This window comes from Vibrio floridensis (assembly GCF_021852965.1).
Classification (GTDB): domain Bacteria; phylum Pseudomonadota; class Gammaproteobacteria; order Enterobacterales; family Vibrionaceae; genus Vibrio; species Vibrio floridensis.
Genome location: NZ_JAKGCY010000011.1, coordinates 62232 through 78874 on the forward strand (window position 1 = coordinate 62232; position 16643 = coordinate 78874).

The following is a 16643-nucleotide window of genomic DNA, read 5'->3' on the forward strand; positions in this document are numbered from 1 at the left end:
ATTACTGGACCGCGGCCAGCAACTCCTCTTCTGACATTCGTTGTCCCTGGATCTGTTTGACGATTCGACCTTTGTTGACCACGTAGATCACATCGCAAAAGCTGCCCACTTCGGCATATTCACTGGAGACAAAAATTACTCCGTTGCCTTGTTCCACATACTGATTGACGATTTTCATGATTTCATATTTGGCGTTGATATCGATGCCGAAGGTCGGATCATCGAGCAGCAGCACTTTGGCTTGGGTCGAGAGACACTTACCAATCACCACTTTTTGCTGATTCCCGCCAGAGAGGTAACGGACCGCTTGGGACGCCCCAGCGGTTTTTACGCCAAGACGACGAATCGCTGCATCGACAATGTCTTGCCCTTCATTTTTATCAATAACCAAAGAGTGAGAAATGCGATCGAATGAAGCCATCAGAAGATTGTCGAAGACTGAAAAATCCAACACCAGCCCTTGTGAACGGCGCTCTTCGGGCACCATATTGATGCCATTTTCAATCGCATCCCGCGGTGAACGGATGTGTACCGGCTTGCCTTCAACCAAGACTTCCCCTTTGGTGAGTGGCGTTAAACCATAGATGGCTTGCAAGATTTCAGTGCGGCCACTGCCCAGTAAACCGGCTAAGCCCACCACTTGCCCTGGCATCACTTTGAGCGAAATCGCATCCAGTTGATCGGTTGTCACCTCTCTGAGTTCAAGCAACGGCACTTTCTGCGTGTCAACCACAGGGCGAAGCCAATCCATTTGGGTATCACTTTTATTGCCGAGCATCGCTTCCACCAGTGCATCCACTGAGGTTTGTGACGTTGGGGTTTCCAGTACACTGTAGCCATCGCGTAGGACTGTTACCGCATCGCAAATTCGTAGGATGTCCGCCAAATAGTGGGTGATATAAATGATGCTGATGCCACTCGTTTTGAGCTTTTCGATCACACGAAACAGTTCGTTGATTTCATTGTTCGAGAGCGACGCCGTCGGTTCATCAAGCACCAGTATTTTGGCATCGAGCGCCAGTGCCTTGGCGATTTCCACCAGCTGCTGCTCACCCAAGCTCAATGTTTCAACAAGCTGGCTAGGGTCAATCTCCACACCCAGCAGCTCTAATAGCGGCTTCGCTTGACGCTCGCGGGCCCGATTGGAAATCAAGCTGCGCCTTGCGGTCGGATGGTTAAGAAAAATATTGTCAGCAATACTTAATGTCGGAACGAGGCTGAGATCCTGATAAACCATGGCAATTCCAGCGGCTTGCGCCGCCTTTGGTGACGAGAAGGTGACCGCTTTGCCAAACAAGCGAATTTCACCACCATCACGAGTATGGAAACCATTGATCAGTTTCACCAACGTGGATTTCCCGGCGCCGTTTTGCCCCACTAACGCATGGACCTCCCCTTGCTTTAAGGTGAAATCGACTCCTTTCAACACTGGAGTACCATCAAACCCTTTTTTTAAACCACGGGCTTCAATTGCATTACTCACACGCTGTCTCCCTATCTGAATCAGGTTCAGCCTGCCAGCATGCTGACAGGCCAGTGACTATCTCTTTATTTCAGGGCTTTTTGCACCGCTTCAGGCGCTGGGCGACGCAGCGCTTGCTGCCACGCTTCCAACAAGTTATCGCGGGTCACCGCGCTGGCACCAACGGTAACAAAAGGAGGAGTTGGCTGATCCAGTTTCGCCAATGCCCCCATGCGTGCGAGGGTCTGGCCCAAGTCATATGGCAAATCCGTGACAATGCCCGCCACGTTGCGTTGTTTGGCCATGTCTAGCGCATTGGCCGCGCCCAAATCCATGGTAATCACTTTAATGTCTTTACGCCCTGCAGCACGAGTGGCGGCAACCACCCCTTCCGCAATGCTGTCCCATGGTGCGTAAATCGCTTTAATGTCAGGATATTGGGTAATCATCGCCGAGGCGATCACTTCACCATCATTCGCATTGGCAATGCCGCGTTTTGCGACCACCTCGATGTTAGGGTAACGCTGTTGCAAATTGGCTAATGCGGCTTGGTCACGCTGATTGGTGACGTAGTAATTCGCTTCGTGATAGATAAAGCCGACTTTGCCTTTCTCATCCACGGCATCGGCGATGAGATCAGCCGCAATTTTGCCCATCTGAGATAAATCATCCGTCACAATACCGGCGTAATCTTTGCCATGCTCAAAACCACTTGGTAGGTTACTGATCAGCACAAGCTTACTGCCCTGCTCAACCGCAGGACGAAACGCAGCCGCACCTGAGACCGGATCAACGACCAACGAAATGAGAATGTCAGGCTTCATCGCCATGGTGGTTTCAACGTCGGTCTTCTGCTTATTGGCATTGAACTCGGCATCCGTGACCGCAACCACCTTGATATTCAAATCGGCGAATTTGTCCTTTGCCCCTTCAATTAACGCATTCGACCAATCTGATGTGCTGTGCATCAAAATGGCGGCGGTGTAACCGGCGGCGCGCACTTGATTTTTCTCCACCTCAGACAACGTCACTTGTGAATAAGGCGTGGCACTTTCTCCATTAGGACCTTTGGTTTCCGTGACCGCGAATGCCAAACTGCTCACGGCAAGCACAGCACTCATACTTACCGCACGACATAAACTGATTATTGCTTGTTTTTCCATTTCTCATCCAACCATGTGGGTATTAGGTAGGTATTAATTTAGGTATTTTATAGGCATTCATATGAGATCGAGATCTCATCAATCACTTTTTACATTGTGATAACAATCGCAAAGATGGCTAATAATCATACAAAATGGGACATATTGCGCGGAATCATCGCACTGAGAGTACAAAAGCGTAGAATGCGTGGGTTAAATTTGAGATGCCTAATAGGTAAAAGATAGGTATATTGTCAGTTCCAGTTTAATCAGCAGAGATATGTCACGGTTTATGCCTTCCTCAGACACAATGAATAGTCCAATGACCAGCAATATGTATCAACAATTGCTCGCCCTGCATGACATTTATTTTGTGGCCTTTGATCACGAGGAAAAGGTCGTGGCCAGCAATTATCCTGTTGCCACATTGTCACTGCAGACCTTAGACGATTTGGTTTTTCTTGTTGGGCCGCAGTTCATAGGTCAAATCCGCGCCTTGTTGAAAGGGCAAACCGCCCAACTCAGTTTTGATATCGCTAACTTACACTTTTCTATGTGCCAGCTGCAGGATACCAACAAGAGTCAGCCACTTTACTGCCTGCAAATTGAATCAAAAGAAAAAGTGGCGATGGAACCGAAACTCAGCGCCATTGAACAAGACTATCAAATCATTCATGAGTTGACGGAGTCCTTGAGCCTATTGAGTCAATCCGGAACAACACAGCTCCCTGATGAACTGCAGCAAGAGATCCGCAGCAAACACCTGCCAGAAGTTGAACATCGCTTATCGCAACTGCAAGATCCCAGCTTGAAACTGTGCTTAGAAATCGTCAAAACCAATATGGAGAACCTGCTGCAAGAAGACGGTGCGCTCAACAGCCGTTTGCTCGAAGTGCTGACACCATCGGAGCTACAGGTAGCGGAATTCATTCGCAGTGGCATGTCGAGCCAAGAGATTGCCAGCACGCTTAATGTGGCGCGGAAAACAGTGGAAAACCACCGCAACAGCCTGCGCAACAAATTGGGCATCACCAACCGCGGCGTCAATCTGCGCAATTACTTATTAAGTTTAGAAAAACGCTGACCATCACTAGCGGATAAATGGCACCAACCCTAGAAGAGACGGCAGTTTCGAGCAACAGGAAAGAGCATGTATATTGGCGAATTAGCAAAGAAATCTGGGATCAGTATCAAGGCCATTCGACATTATGAAGAAATCGGACTCATCAAATCACCTCTACGCCAAGGCAAATACCGACACTACGATGCCAGTTATTTGGATATTTTGGCGATGATTAAGTTGGCCAAAAGCTTAGGGTTTACCCTTGAAGAACTCAAAATGATTGCCCAAGCCAAAACACAGCTGGGCTTGATCCCAATGGACTTGCTACTTGAGCACATCAATGCAAAACGCACGAAACTGCTCGAGCAGCAGAACCAAATCGAACTGATGCTAAAAGGGCTTGGACAACTGGAGCAAAGCGTTTCCCGACACAACGCCTGCCTGCTCATGTCATTAGAAAACTCTGACGTTTAAATATTCGCCATCGCTCGATGGTACAAACTCAACACCCAGTTTCTCGGCAATAAGCGATTGAGAAATACATAAAACTTGTTCTCCCACAGCGGAATTTCTCTCACTTGATGGTTAAAAAGTGCGTTCAAACCCAATTTCGCAATGGTGTGGGGATCCGCTCGATGTTTTTCCGCAAATGTTCCCTGACCAAGCCGAGCGGTATCTTGTCCATCAAAATGAAAGAAACCCGTATTGGTGCGCCCAGGGGAGAGACAAGTAATGATCACTTTCTGCGCACGCATTTCCTTAGCCAGAGACTCGGTAAAACTGGAGACATAGGCTTTACTGGCAGCGTAGGCCGCCATGTAAGGCTGAGGTTGATACGCAGCGGTCGACGCGACATTGAGTATATGCCCCCCGCCTTGTGTGGCCATGCGATTAGCGAAGTATCGGCTCAATTTGGTCGTGGCGGAAATATTGAGTGCCAGCATGTTATCAACCGCCTCTTCGGCAAGTGACAAATGCTGGCCATGCAGCCCAAATCCTGCGTTATTGATTGCCACTTCAATAGGTTCCGGATAGCGTTCAAGCTGTTGGAGTAGATGAGCAAGTGGTTGTGAGTGTGACAAATCTGCTGCGATGGTAAGTTTGACATTGGGTAGTGTCTCAGCCAACTGATTCAGTCGCGTTTGGTTGCGTCCGTGAAGGATTAATGCATAACCTTGCTCCGCCAAATGCTGCGCAAAAGCCAAACCGATACCCGATGTTGAACCACTGATGAATGCTGTTTTCATTTTCTGCCTCGATGATTTACTGGAGGCTTTATCCTAGAGTCTCCTGTAAGGGGGAGAGTCAAGGGCTAAACAGCATGTTTTCCAAAATAAGTCGTGACACCGACAAAACATCACGCCCCTTTGTCGTATTCAATCGAGTTGATGAACCACTCTTTGATGCCGCTTGGGGTTGGCACTTGCACTTCGTCATCGACTTCTTTTTTCAGCAGCGCGCGCGCCATCGGCGAATCAATCGAAATGTAGCCTTTGGCGTCACCGTAAATCTCTTCTGGACCGACGATGCGAAATTTCATCACTTCACCCGCTTCGTTTTCAATTTCCACCCACGCACCAAAGAAGACTTTGCCCTCTTGCTGCGGTGCGTAATCAACGATTTTGACTTCCGGTAAAAACTTACTCAAAAAGCGCACGCGGCGATCGATTTGACGCAGCAAACGCTTGTTGTAAGTGTAGTCGGCATTTTCTGAGCGATCGCCGAGACTCGCCGCCCACGACACTTTCTGCGTGATCTCAGGGCGGTGCTCTTTCCACAGATAATCGAGCTCTTGCTTGAGCTTGTTGTACCCTTCACGGGTAATCATTTTGGTTTTCACGCGACCCTATTCCTTCATTCGTTTTTTGGCGAACAACGCTTCATTGTTCAAATTGGTGACTAGTATAAGCAAGAGAAAAACAAGGTAAAAGCCCGTTTTACCATGGCGATTGGGGATTGCCAGTGCAAGCGGTCTCCATCCTCTAGTGGCCACTCCACCGCTCTTGCTTAGGCAAGGTTTTTGCGAGTGGAAACACATTACTGAGCGGAACTCCTATTCAATCACTAAGATTGAATTTCAACGTCATTTCAGCAAGTTATAATTTGAAGCCCATGGATTGGGCATACGAACCCATTTTTGCCAACACAAGGAGTTTTGGCATGCTATTTCGAGAGCAAGTTGTCGCATCGCAACAGCGTCGACTGCATGGCACCATCTCACTCGCGCAACCACTGCCCCTATCCCTGTTTGTGGGGTTCTTTGCGTTGAGTATCCTGATTGCATCGCTGTTTTTTCTCACCTTTGATTATGCACGCAAAGCCACGGTCAGTGGGTATTTGAAACCCGACCTTGGGGTGATCAACATTTACAACTCACGCAATGCACTGCTAAAAGAGTTGCTGGTCAAAGAAGGAGAAGAGGTCACCGAGGGGCAAGTCGTTGCGTTGATGCAGCTCAACCGAGGCTTATCGGATGGCAGTGAGTTAAGTGAACATTTGCTTAGCGAATTAACACAGCAGCTCGATACACTGGAACAAGAGTACCGCCACACCAAACAGCTTGGCGAGCAAGAGCTTGACGACCGTAAAATGCAAATCACGGACAATCAAACGCTGGTAGCAACGCTGCAACGTCGTTTGCAGTTGGCTCAACAGGCCATCGAACTGCAGCAAGAAGAGCTCACTAAAATCAAAGCGTTGAAAGAACAACGTTTTTTTACCGAATCGGCGTTGCGCGACGAAATACGCCAGCTACTCGACAGGCAACAACAAGCGGAGACCATTGCCGCGCAAATCGATACGTTACAGATTGATATCAAACGGTGGCAGCGTGACCTCAAAGCGCACCCAATCAATACGCAACTTGCGCTCGCGAACATTGCCAAGCAGATTTCCGCCACTCGTTTGAAAATCTCTGAGGCAAAAAATCAGTTCCAATTTGCACTGAAAGCCCCACAGAGCGGCACGGTCTCAAACATTATGTTGGAAACCGGACAGTTCGTGACCAGTGATACGCATTTGATTACCCTGTTGCCAAATCATGCTCAGTTGGTCGCCGAGTTGTTGGTTCCTAGTCGCTCCATTGGCCAAATTGAAGTCGGTGATCAAGTTCGGCTGCGGTTTGATGCATTCCCATACCAACGCTTTGGCTTTATGTCAGCCCGCGTCACCAGCATTGATAAAACCATCACGCCAGCGCGTCACCCGTCGTTAAAGCTTCCCACGACCGAACCGGTCTATCGTGTTCAAGCAGAGCTCAACGAGCAAAACTTTGCCAGTGGCGACAAAACCTTACTGCTCAAAAGTGGCATGCAGCTCCAAGCCGATATCATCTTAGAAAAACGCTCTATTGCGGGTTGGTTGCTTGACCCACTGATCAGCCTCATCGGGAGAATTGGCTAATGTCGAATCCACTCAACTTGCTTCAGTTTCATTCACGTAAGCAGACACCACTGATCATGCAAGGTGAACTCGCGGAATGCGGACTCGCCTGCCTTGCGATGGTGGCCAGTTATCATGGCCAGCAGATGGATATGAATGCCATACGTAAGCAGATCCAAATCAACTCAAAAGGCATGAATTTACAGCAAATGATCGAGCTTGCAGACAAGCTCAATCTTGCCAGTCGAGCGTTAAAGTGCCCGCTTGAATCTCTCGACAAAATCTCCACGCCGTCGATTTTGCACTGGGACCTCAACCACTTTGTGGTTCTGAGCGACTATCGGAATGGTATCGCGACCATCCATGATCCTGCGCAGGGGGAACGAACACTCACCCTTGCGCAACTTTCAGAACATTACACGGGCGTGGCGCTCGAGCTGGCCCCCACCACCGATTTTCAGCGCCAAGACCTACGTCAGCCGATGCGTTTGCAACAGCTTTGGAGCAAAATAGAAGGGTTTAAGAGTAGCTTGGTGATGATGTTACTCCTATCGCTCATTCTTCAGCTGTTCAATCTCGTGGCTCCCTATTACATGCAATGGGTCGTTGATGAGGTGCTGATCAGCTATGACCAGCCACTGCTGCTGACCTTGGCGATAGGGTTTGCGTTGGTCACCCTCATCTCAGTGATGACCAGTACGCTGCGTAGTTACTTGGTGCTTCGTGTCGCCGCTATGCTCAACATGCAAATGGGCGTTAACCTCTTGCGTCATTTGTTGCGCTTGCCAATGGATTTTTTTGAAAACCGCCATATCGGAGACATTGTTTCCCGTTTTGGTTCAATCAAACAAATTAAAGAACGTTTAACCACCGGTTTAGTCGAAACCTGTGTCGACGCCATCATGGGAATCACGGTGTTGGCAATGATGCTCGTTTACTCTCCCACCCTCGCCAGCATTGTCGTTGCCACTATGCTGGCTTACTGCATCATCCGCTTCGCCCTCTACTTTCCACTGCATCGAGCAACGGAACTGGCGATTCGCGCTGGTGCCAGTGAACAGAGTCAATTTTTAGAAACGTTGCGTGGCATGCAAACCATCAAGCTGTTTACTCGTGAATCGATGCGACAAAGTGCTTGGCAAAACCGTTATGCTGAGGTGATTAACGCTGATATCCAACTTGGCAAACTGAGCATTGGCTTCGAGTCGTTAAAGAAACTCTTGTTTGGTTTTGAGAACGTATTGGTGGTCTATTTTGCGGCACAACTGGTGATGGGCAATGCGTTGAGTATCGGTATGGTACTGGCCTTTGTCGCCTATAAGGTACAGTTCACCGATCGCATCACCCACTTTATTGAACAAATGATTTTGTTTCGCATGCTCAAACTGCATTTAGAACGCATCTCTGATATTGCCCTTACCGAGCAAGAGCCGCATCGCAATGGCACATTGCCACAAAAGGAGATACAAGGGCATCTCGAGTTGCGCGATATCCATTTTCGCTATGGTGACAATGAAAAAGAGATCCTCAGCGGGGTCAACTTGTCGATCCGGGCTGGGGAATCCATTGCCATTGTGGGTAAATCCGGCAGCGGTAAATCGACGCTGATCAAGCTCATGCTCGGTTTGCTGCAACCCACCAAGGGGCAAATCTTACTCGATGGTATCGACATCAATCGAATGGGACTGGTCCACTACCGTCAGCAGATCGCCGCCGTGATGCAAAACGCGCAGTTGCTGTCTGGTTCCATTGCAGATAACATCTCGTTTTTTGACCCTCAACCCGATGCTAAACGCATGGAAGAATGCAGCATGTTAGCGGCCATTCAAGCGGATATTACCGCCATGCCCATGGGTTACAACAGCTTAGTCGGAGATATGGGGAATCAGTTCTCTGGTGGACAAATTCAGCGACTGCTGTTGGCACGAGCACTTTACCAACAACCCAAGATTCTGTTTATGGATGAGGCCACCAGCAATCTGGATATTCAGAGCGAAGCGTTGGTTAACCAGTATGTCAAGCAGCTACCAATGACCCGAATTACCGTAGCCCATCGTCCTGAAACCATTCGCCAAGCAGAGCGAATCGTCGTTTTAGAGCAGGGCGTGGTAAGAGAAGCGGAACACAAGCATCCGCAGCCTGCTTAAATGCTTAAAAAGGAAGGCGAGCCCAGCTCGCCTTGTGACTTTACTTAGCCTTGGATTAAGCGCTTCGCGATCGCTTGGCTGATTCCAAGGTGTTGGTGTTTGTCCATCCAATAAAACTCACCGCACGGGTTAATTTCCAAAAAGACGTATTTGCCTTCAGGCGTCACGATGATATCCGCTGCGCCATAGCTCAAACCCAGTTTATGGGCGAGCGAGACCAACTGGTCTTGAATCGCTTGTGGCAACGTGTATGGTTGCCATGCTTCGAGCGTTTGCTGCCCGCGCTTGCGCCAATCCAAATCCATCCCCGCCATCGTGGTCGGATCGATCGCCGCACAAAACACCTGATCGCCAACCACCGTGGCTCGAAGCTCAACATCTTTATCAATGGCTTGCTGAAAAACCATTGGACAGAATTTGAGTGCCTCCAAGTCGTCTAAATGATGTTCTTCAACCAAGTTGGTAAACACCACTTGCTCTTTGCTGTCTTGCCACAAAGAGAACGACGTCTGCATCTTGGTAATGATGTGACGCTGATTGTGCTGATAAAACTCGCGCACCGCTTGTGGTGAATTGGTCGTGAGCGTGTCTGGCAAGGTCAAGCCGAGATCACGTGCCACCCTCAATTGGAGCTCCTTGTTGGAAGCGCGACGAATGGCCCAATAGTCATTCATTTTGAAACACGACAGGCTGTCAAAATAACCGAGCATGGTACGTTTGCTTTCTTCTACACTTACTGCGCGTTGTTGCGGCTCCATCTCCTTCGGTAGGCCTTTGCCTGGATAAAAGCGTCGATACCAAAGGGCGTGAATCTCATCGCTGGTCACTCGCTGACCTTGTGGCGTAATCAACGCACTTTGTTGAACACCCGTGGTGTTAAAGATTTCCAACCGATTGTGGTAGGGGAACTCATCGCTGTTAAAGCGCACCAGCTCAAAACCATGCTGGTCAAGGTATTGAGCGACATCGTCAATACACTGATTTTCGTTTCTGTGCGTGATCACCACGATTTTGTTTTTCTGCATCAGGACTTCCTTTTAACGTGCATATTTAACGAGCGTCTCTGCGATATGGCGTGAGATTGGCAACCCCAGTGTTTGCTCTAACATTCCCCACTCCCCGGCGGGGTTAACTTCGAGAAAATAAGGGGTATTATCATGATCAACGATGAAATCAATCGCGCCAAACTTGAGCTGAAGTTTCTGCATCAGTCGATGCACCGCCTGATGAACGTCAGGGGGGAGCTGAGCTGGCTGCCAAGATGAGAGTTGAGGATCCGCTTTGCGCCAATCGACAAGTGCTTCACCACTTTGCACTCTGCCTAAGATACTGGCGCACATCAGCACTCCATCGACATACACAGCGCGTATCTCTTGGGCTTTTTCAATCTGCCGTTGAAAAATCATCGGACTGAACTTGAGTGAATCAAGTGAATCCAGATGCGCTTTTTCCAGCCGTGACGTGTAGACAAACTGACCGGGTTTTCCCATGCTGCTCATCAAGGGCGTATGCATTTTTACCACCACCTGACCTTGGCAACGTTGGAAAAACTGACGCACACGCTCGGGCTGATTGGTAAAAAGCGTATCAGGTACCGCTAAACCGACATGTTGCGCCAGCTGCAACTGCAGCCATTTGTTTTCTGCTTGCTTTTGCTTGGCAGGGGGGTCGAGCCAAAAAAGCGAGTCCAAACTGTGCAGAACTCCTTGTTTGATCGCTTCAGATTCACGAGCAGCCTGTTGCAAGGTATCCCCGTGCAAGCAGGAGGTCAGATCGGCAAGGGCATTCTTTCTGTGCCACACGGCGGAGATGGCCTTGGAGCTAACATCAGCCCCTTCTATCGTTAAATCGGTCATTGCTTGATGTGTGGCCTGATTTATTTCGCCACTGAGCCCAGCAGAGAGAGGAAACTGATCGCTGTTAAAACGCAACAAAGCGTGACCAAGATGTTCTAAATGGGCTGCCACCCAATCAACTGGGTAACTATCTTGGCTATGAGTAATGCAGAGAATCACGGTGTGCTACAACTATGTCGATAAGAACTATGTCGATGAGAAAAACCTCCCTGCACAGCAGGGAGGATGAACATTAACCGTTTTGTGCTGGGTTGATACCTGGACAGGTACCAACGAAGAAAAGGTCACCAAACTCAATGCCCTCATCATCGTCTGAAGGTGCTTTCATGGTCACATACACTGGCGGCTCAAACTCACCTGGAAGAGTGGCAAACGCACCACCTGCGCATTGCTGTAGTTCTTCTGTGCTTAGCTCTTCAACCTGCGATTCAATAAAGTTTGCAAAAAATGGAGTGTTACTCATTTCTTAATTCCTTTTATTTCATAAATTTATACCGAGCCAAATCTCGGTAACACAATCATTGGTGAAGAAATACCGGAAATAAAGTGACCAGCAAAAATACCGCTTTTAACATCGCCATTTTACGTCACAAATCAAAAAAAGCCCCCAAGAGAAGTATCAAAATTCAAACCCAATAAACACCACTGGGATCAAAATATAAGCCCAGACAGTTAATTTATGCTTAAACTTATTTACCAATTAGCAACATAAAAACAAAACATTACTCCATACCCACTCAGTTGCTTAGTTTCATAGCTGACGAGAACTGGATCACAGCAACATTATATCGAACAACAATACTGTATCGGGATCACAGTCATTGGCTTGCTTTTGACTGGGATGAACGTTCCCCTAGAAAAAAGCGTTGCTTGCCCATATATTCACAGCAAACTTGATAAAAAGAGATCCCACGGATGAGCCAAGCTATCTGTCGTCTGATTGCTCAAGAGCTGAATGTTCGCCCTGAGCAAGTCACTGCTGCCGTTGCCCTAATTGATGATGGCAACACCGTTCCTTTTATCGCCCGTTACCGTAAAGAGGTAACCGGTGGGTTAGATGATACTCAATTGCGCAACCTTGATAGCCGTTTGTCCTATCTGCGCGAGTTGGATGACCGTCGCCAAACCATTCTTAAATCGATTCAAGAACAAGGCAAACTTACCGCTGAACTGGAAAGTGAGATCCTCACTGCCGACAGCAAAACGCGCCTTGAAGATCTGTATCTGCCTTATAAGCCAAAGCGCCGTACCAAAGGGCAAATCGCGATTGAAGCAGGCCTAGAGCCACTGGCCGATACACTTTGGAACCACCCGCAAACCGAGCCAGAAAGCGAAGCGATCCGCTACATTAATGCCGACAAAGGGGTGGAAGACAGTAAAGCTGCACTCGATGGCGCACGTGCCATCATCATGGAGCGCATTGCCGAAGACGCCAACTTGCTGGAGAAAATTCGCCAGTACCTCAATCGTCATGCCGAAATTGTGTCACGCGTGGTGGCGGGCAAAGAACAAGAAGGCGAGAAGTTCAAAGATTACTTTGAGCATAACGAAACAATCAGCAAGGTGCCTTCTCACCGCGCTTTGGCGATGCTGCGTGGCCGAAATGAAGGCTTCCTCAGCCTGACGCTCAATGCCGATCCACAACAAGAAGAAAGTGTACGCCAATCCTATTGCGAAACCCTGATTGCTGATCACTATGGCGTGACGCTGAGCAGTGCCCCTGCTGACAACTGGCGCAAACAGGTCATCAGTTGGGCATGGCGCATCAAGGTTTCAATGCACATGGAAACCGAGTTGATGGCGGCAATGAAAGAGCGCGCGGAAATCGAAGCGATTGAAGTGTTCGCCACCAACCTCAAAGATCTGTTGATGGCAGCGCCTGCGGGTCCGCGTGCGACGCTCGGTCTTGACCCTGGCTTGCGCACCGGCTGTAAAGTCGCGGTGGTGGACGCCACCGGTAAAGTACTGGCCACCGACACCATTTACCCACACGTACCACAGAACCAGTACGATCGCGCCATGCAAACGGTGGCCGCGTTGATCAAGCAACACAACGTCGATTTGATTGCGATTGGTAACGGCACTGCTTCACGCGAAACCGATGCCTTTGCTGCAGATTTGATTAAACGTGGCAATCTCAAAGTACAGAAAATCATGGTCAGCGAAGCAGGCGCTTCGGTCTACTCTGCCTCAGAACTGGCGGCCAAAGAGTTCCCGAACATGGACGTGTCACTGCGTGGCGCGGTGTCGATTGCTCGTCGCCTGCAAGACCCACTGGCCGAACTGGTGAAAATCGATCCGAAATCAATCGGTGTCGGCCAATATCAGCACGACGTGAGCCAATCCATGCTGGCGAAACGCCTTGATGCGGTGGTGGAAGATTGTGTAAACGCGGTCGGTGTGGATGTCAACACCGCTTCCGCCGCGCTGCTGACCCGCGTGGCGGGTCTCTCGACTACTTTGGCGCAGAACATTGTCGATTTTCGTGATGAGAATGGCCGTTTCGACAGCCGTACCACATTGAAAAAAGTGCCACGTTTGGGGCCAAAAGCGTTTGAACAGTGTGCGGGCTTCCTACGTATTATGGATGGTAAAAACCCGCTCGATGCCTCTTCAGTTCACCCTGAAGCCTACCCTGTGGTCAAAGCGATTGCCGAGAAGAACCAAAAAGCGGTCAAAGCGCTGATTGGCGATTCAGGCTTCCTTAAAGGATTGCGCGCGGTGGATTACACCGATGAACACTTTGGTGTGCCAACGGTGACCGACATCATCAAAGAGTTGGATAAACCGGGCCGTGACCCTCGTCCTGAATTCAAAACCGCCACCTTCGCCGAAGGCATTCATAATGTGTCCGATCTCGAAGTGGGGATGATTCTTGAAGGGGTGGTATCAAACGTGGCCAACTTTGGCGCCTTTGTTGACATCGGCGTTCACCAAGATGGCTTGGTGCACATTTCAGCGCTGACCGATCGCTTTGTTTCTGATCCGCGTGAAGTGGTTAAAGCGGGCGACATTGTTAAAGTCAAAGTGATGGAAGTGGATGTGCAACGCAAGCGTATCGCACTGTCAATGCGCCTCAGTGATGAGCCAGGGCAAGACAATCGCAGCCAACGCGCTGCCACACCACGTGGCCAGCAAGAGCGCCGCGCTCCATCGCCACGTCGCCATGACAACGACAATACACTTGGCGGTGCCATGGGTGGTGCGTTTGCCGCCGCGTTTGCCAAAGCGAAAAAGTAACCGCAGCCCGCTGAGCAAAATAAAACCCACTATGTTTCCATAGTGGGTTTTTATTGTCAGTCACTGCGGTGGTGTTTGCTTGCTATAACACCGCAATCACTTCTGAAGGGGTATGAGGTGCGACAGAGTGACCGTAATGGTACTTGATGATCGCTCGACGCTTCTCCATGATCCCTTCTCTTATCGCCGCATCCAAGATACGTTTGGGCAGACGATAGCGCATTGCGTAGCCTTTACCCTGTTCTTCACTGTAACTTCGCAGTGCCAGAAGTCCAAAAAGCCGCTCAAGCGTGTCTTTGGGGTCTTCATGATAGACCGAGATCTCTTGCGTATTGGTTTCCATCTCATAGCCAGGGTGCTCTGAAGGATCCCACGAAGATTGACGTCGGCGTTTATCATCACTTTTGACTTTACGTTCCGCGTTAGATTTGGCCAACGCAACGGTTGGCGCCACAGGTTCACGCACTCTGTTGTCGCGCGCGGCCTGCTCTGTCTGCACATTTACCGATGGGGCGATCAGTGGCACACTCACAGTGGTCGGTGACACTATCATCGCGATACCTCCTCAAAGAATCGCCCTACCATGCACATCACTGCACAGCCCCAAAACCGCTTCACTAACCGTAGTAAGTTGCCTTGGTTACTTCTTGTATCGACCAATATTTGAACAGGTTTAATTTTATTTTTCGCTTACTTGCCTGCAAAGCTCAGCAACTGGTGGCAAAAGCTCTCTGGTTCAGTGATAAAAGGCGCGTGTGACGACTGGGTGAAAATGAACTGCTCACTGGCGGGTAACGCTTTCTCCAGATCCTGCGCCACCTTGATCGGCACCAACCCGTCCAAACGGCCATAGAGACGCAGCATCGGCATGGTTAAGTGCGGCAGATGGTCACGCAAGTCCACCTCCGCCAGCATTTGCAGCCCAGCCAAAAGCGATTGTGGGTTGGGTTGCGGGCGTGAGAACACCGCTTGTTTGAGGTTTTTTACATCTTGTCGCGCAGAAGGGCTGCCCATGGCTTGCAGGGCCATAAAACGCTCTACCGTGGTGTGAAAATCTTCACTCAACTGCTCGGTAAAGGCGCTCAATACTTGCGGCTGAATGCCACGCCAACGCGCTTCTGCAGCGAACTTGGGTGAACTCGCCACCGTCACTAACTTGCTGACGTAATCGGCGTGATGCAGCGCCATGTGCGTCGCCACCAGCCCACCTAATGACCAGCCAACCCAAATGGCTTGTTTTGGTGCATGCTCGAGAAGCTGCTGGGCAATCTCTTCTAAACTTGCCGCATGAAGATGGGCACTGTGGCCATAGCCAGGCAGATCCACCACATGCAAACGAAAGTGCGGCTCCAGCCTTTCAACCACCTGCTGCCACACCGCGCCATTCATGCCCCAGCCATGCAGCAACACCAAATCGGGCCCCTGACCTTGTGTTTGCCAGTGTAAATCTGTGCTCATCTTCCCTCTTACTCCTACTTTTTCCAGCCTCAAGCGCCACGTGTGGTCGAGTACGCTAGCGACACGATTCATTCGCCCCACTGCCCGTATGTTAACCGATTGGCTTAGTGAAAAAATACTCCGATCTCTTCCTCGCCTCTGTCATCTGTGCGGCTTGCCGATGAATCACGACCATCACCCGCTCTGGTGCCAGCACTGCCTAACCCTGTTCGATGCAGAACCGCGTTGCCAACGTTGCGGGCTACCGACGTTAACGGTTGTCCCCCAATGCGGCCAATGCCTGAAATCTCCGCCCCCTTGGCAAAGGCTTTACTGCCTCACGCCGTATCGCTTCCCGGCCTCACACTACGTCAATCAGATCAAACATCAGCGCAAGTTCTGGTACTGTGCCAGCTTGGCCCCTTTGCTCATCCAACGCATTGACCACCCCGCGCCACTGCTGCTCTCTGTGCCGATGCATTGGCGTCGGCAATGGCTACGAGGCTTCAATCAAAGCGATGTGTTGGCGGCGCAACTGGCCCGTAGATTAAATCGCCCCTTCCTTGCTCACGCGTTTACTCGTTTGTTGCACACTCCGCCACAGCAAGGGCTCAATAAACAGCAGCGTCAGCGCAACTTAGCGGGTGCTTTTCGCCTCAATCGCTCGGCTTTACCCTATGCGACTCCTAAGCACGTCGCGATTGTCGATGATGTGGTCACGACGGGCAGTACGGTACGACAATTATGTCAATTACTGCTTGCAGTCGGCGTGGAAAGCATTGATATTTATTGCCTCTGCCGAACTCCCGAGAAGGATTAAGTTGGATGTCACTGTCGCTTGACAGTGCAGCGTGCGCTCTAAAGCATGTTTTCTCATCAAAACACTAGATCCTTTCGTTATCAGGAGTAAAATGG

Annotated in this window: 15 protein-coding genes; 6 read left to right on the forward strand and 9 right to left on the reverse strand. The window is 49.8% G+C overall.

Annotation, left to right across the window (positions count from 1 at the left end; all coding sequences use genetic code 11):
* Position 1 precedes the first annotated feature (1 nt).
* A complete protein-coding gene (locus LZU85_RS15575; RefSeq protein ID WP_176299387.1) occupies positions 2 to 1483 on the reverse strand; it encodes an ATP-binding cassette domain-containing protein in 1482 nt (493 codons plus the stop codon).
* A gap of 65 nt (positions 1484 to 1548) precedes the next feature.
* The gene (locus tag LZU85_RS15580) at positions 1549 to 2625 is read right to left on the reverse strand and encodes a substrate-binding domain-containing protein (RefSeq protein WP_080535534.1); all 1077 of its coding nucleotides are present in this window, start codon (positions 2623 to 2625) and stop codon (positions 1549 to 1551) included.
* 313 nt (positions 2626 to 2938) lie between these two features.
* Between LZU85_RS15580 and LZU85_RS15585 the strand changes: the two genes are divergently transcribed.
* Positions 2939 to 3688: a helix-turn-helix transcriptional regulator gene (locus LZU85_RS15585; RefSeq protein WP_176299431.1), complete on the forward strand. Its 750-nt coding sequence runs from the start codon at positions 2939 to 2941 to the stop codon at positions 3686 to 3688.
* A 66-nt stretch (positions 3689 to 3754) separates the two neighbouring features.
* Positions 3755 to 4141 (forward strand): MerR family transcriptional regulator, encoded by a 387-nt coding sequence (locus LZU85_RS15590; protein WP_237287613.1) that lies wholly within the window; start codon positions 3755 to 3757, stop codon positions 4139 to 4141.
* Here the strand turns inward: LZU85_RS15590 and LZU85_RS15595 are convergent.
* Both LZU85_RS15595 and greB read right to left on the reverse strand, forming a co-directional pair.
* The gene (locus LZU85_RS15595) at positions 4138 to 4914 is read right to left on the reverse strand and encodes an SDR family NAD(P)-dependent oxidoreductase (protein ID WP_237287614.1); all 777 of its coding nucleotides are present in this window, start codon (positions 4912 to 4914) and stop codon (positions 4138 to 4140) included. The two genes, LZU85_RS15590 and LZU85_RS15595, sit on opposite strands and share 4 nt — an antisense overlap.
* 110 nt (positions 4915 to 5024) lie before the next feature.
* A complete protein-coding gene (greB, locus tag LZU85_RS15600; protein WP_013572566.1) occupies positions 5025 to 5507 on the reverse strand; it encodes a transcription elongation factor GreB in 483 nt (160 codons plus the stop codon).
* Between the two features lie 320 nt (positions 5508 to 5827).
* Here greB and LZU85_RS15605 point away from each other — a divergent pair, with 320 nt between their 5' ends.
* On the forward strand, positions 5828 to 7069 hold the full coding sequence (locus LZU85_RS15605; RefSeq protein ID WP_237287616.1) for an HlyD family secretion protein: 1242 nt from the start codon (positions 5828 to 5830) through the stop codon (positions 7067 to 7069).
* Entirely contained in the window at positions 7069 to 9195 is a 2127-nt protein-coding gene (locus LZU85_RS15610; protein WP_237287618.1) for a peptidase domain-containing ABC transporter, read from the forward strand. Before LZU85_RS15605 ends, LZU85_RS15610 begins: the two co-directional genes overlap by 1 nt.
* Positions 9196 to 9239: 44 nt before the next feature.
* Here LZU85_RS15610 and LZU85_RS15615 read toward each other — a convergent pair whose 3' ends face one another.
* The 3 genes from LZU85_RS15615 to LZU85_RS15625 all read right to left on the reverse strand — a co-directional run bounded on the left by LZU85_RS15615 (position 9240) and on the right by LZU85_RS15625 (position 11514).
* A complete protein-coding gene (locus LZU85_RS15615) occupies positions 9240 to 10220 on the reverse strand; it encodes an MvdC/MvdD family ATP grasp protein (RefSeq protein ID WP_237287620.1) in 981 nt (326 codons plus the stop codon).
* A gap of 12 nt (positions 10221 to 10232) precedes the next feature.
* Positions 10233 to 11210: an MvdC/MvdD family ATP grasp protein gene (locus LZU85_RS15620; RefSeq protein ID WP_237287622.1), complete on the reverse strand. Its 978-nt coding sequence runs from the start codon at positions 11208 to 11210 to the stop codon at positions 10233 to 10235.
* A gap of 73 nt (positions 11211 to 11283) precedes the next feature.
* Positions 11284 to 11514, reverse strand: coding sequence for a microviridin/marinostatin family tricyclic proteinase inhibitor (locus tag LZU85_RS15625; protein ID WP_237287637.1), 231 nt, complete (start codon positions 11512 to 11514; stop codon positions 11284 to 11286).
* A 452-nt stretch (positions 11515 to 11966) separates the two neighbouring features.
* Here LZU85_RS15625 and LZU85_RS15630 point away from each other — a divergent pair, with 452 nt between their 5' ends.
* The gene (locus LZU85_RS15630; protein ID WP_237287638.1) at positions 11967 to 14291 is read left to right on the forward strand and encodes a Tex family protein; all 2325 of its coding nucleotides are present in this window, start codon (positions 11967 to 11969) and stop codon (positions 14289 to 14291) included.
* A gap of 82 nt (positions 14292 to 14373) precedes the next feature.
* On the opposite strand, the gene LZU85_RS15635 is transcribed toward LZU85_RS15630, so the two are convergent.
* Both LZU85_RS15635 and bioH read right to left on the reverse strand, forming a co-directional pair.
* The gene (locus LZU85_RS15635; RefSeq protein WP_011078928.1) at positions 14374 to 14844 is read right to left on the reverse strand and encodes a hypothetical protein; all 471 of its coding nucleotides are present in this window, start codon (positions 14842 to 14844) and stop codon (positions 14374 to 14376) included.
* A 137-nt stretch (positions 14845 to 14981) separates the two neighbouring features.
* Positions 14982 to 15749 carry a pimeloyl-ACP methyl ester esterase BioH gene (bioH, locus tag LZU85_RS15640; protein WP_110096948.1) on the reverse strand — a complete coding sequence of 256 codons (768 nt, stop codon included), beginning with the start codon at positions 15747 to 15749 and terminating at the stop codon, positions 14982 to 14984.
* Positions 15750 to 15837: 88 nt separating this feature from the next.
* Between bioH and LZU85_RS15645 the strand changes: the two genes are divergently transcribed.
* Positions 15838 to 16548, forward strand: coding sequence for a ComF family protein (locus LZU85_RS15645; protein ID WP_237287677.1), 711 nt, complete (start codon positions 15838 to 15840; stop codon positions 16546 to 16548).
* The last annotated feature ends 95 nt before the right edge of the window (positions 16549 to 16643 follow it).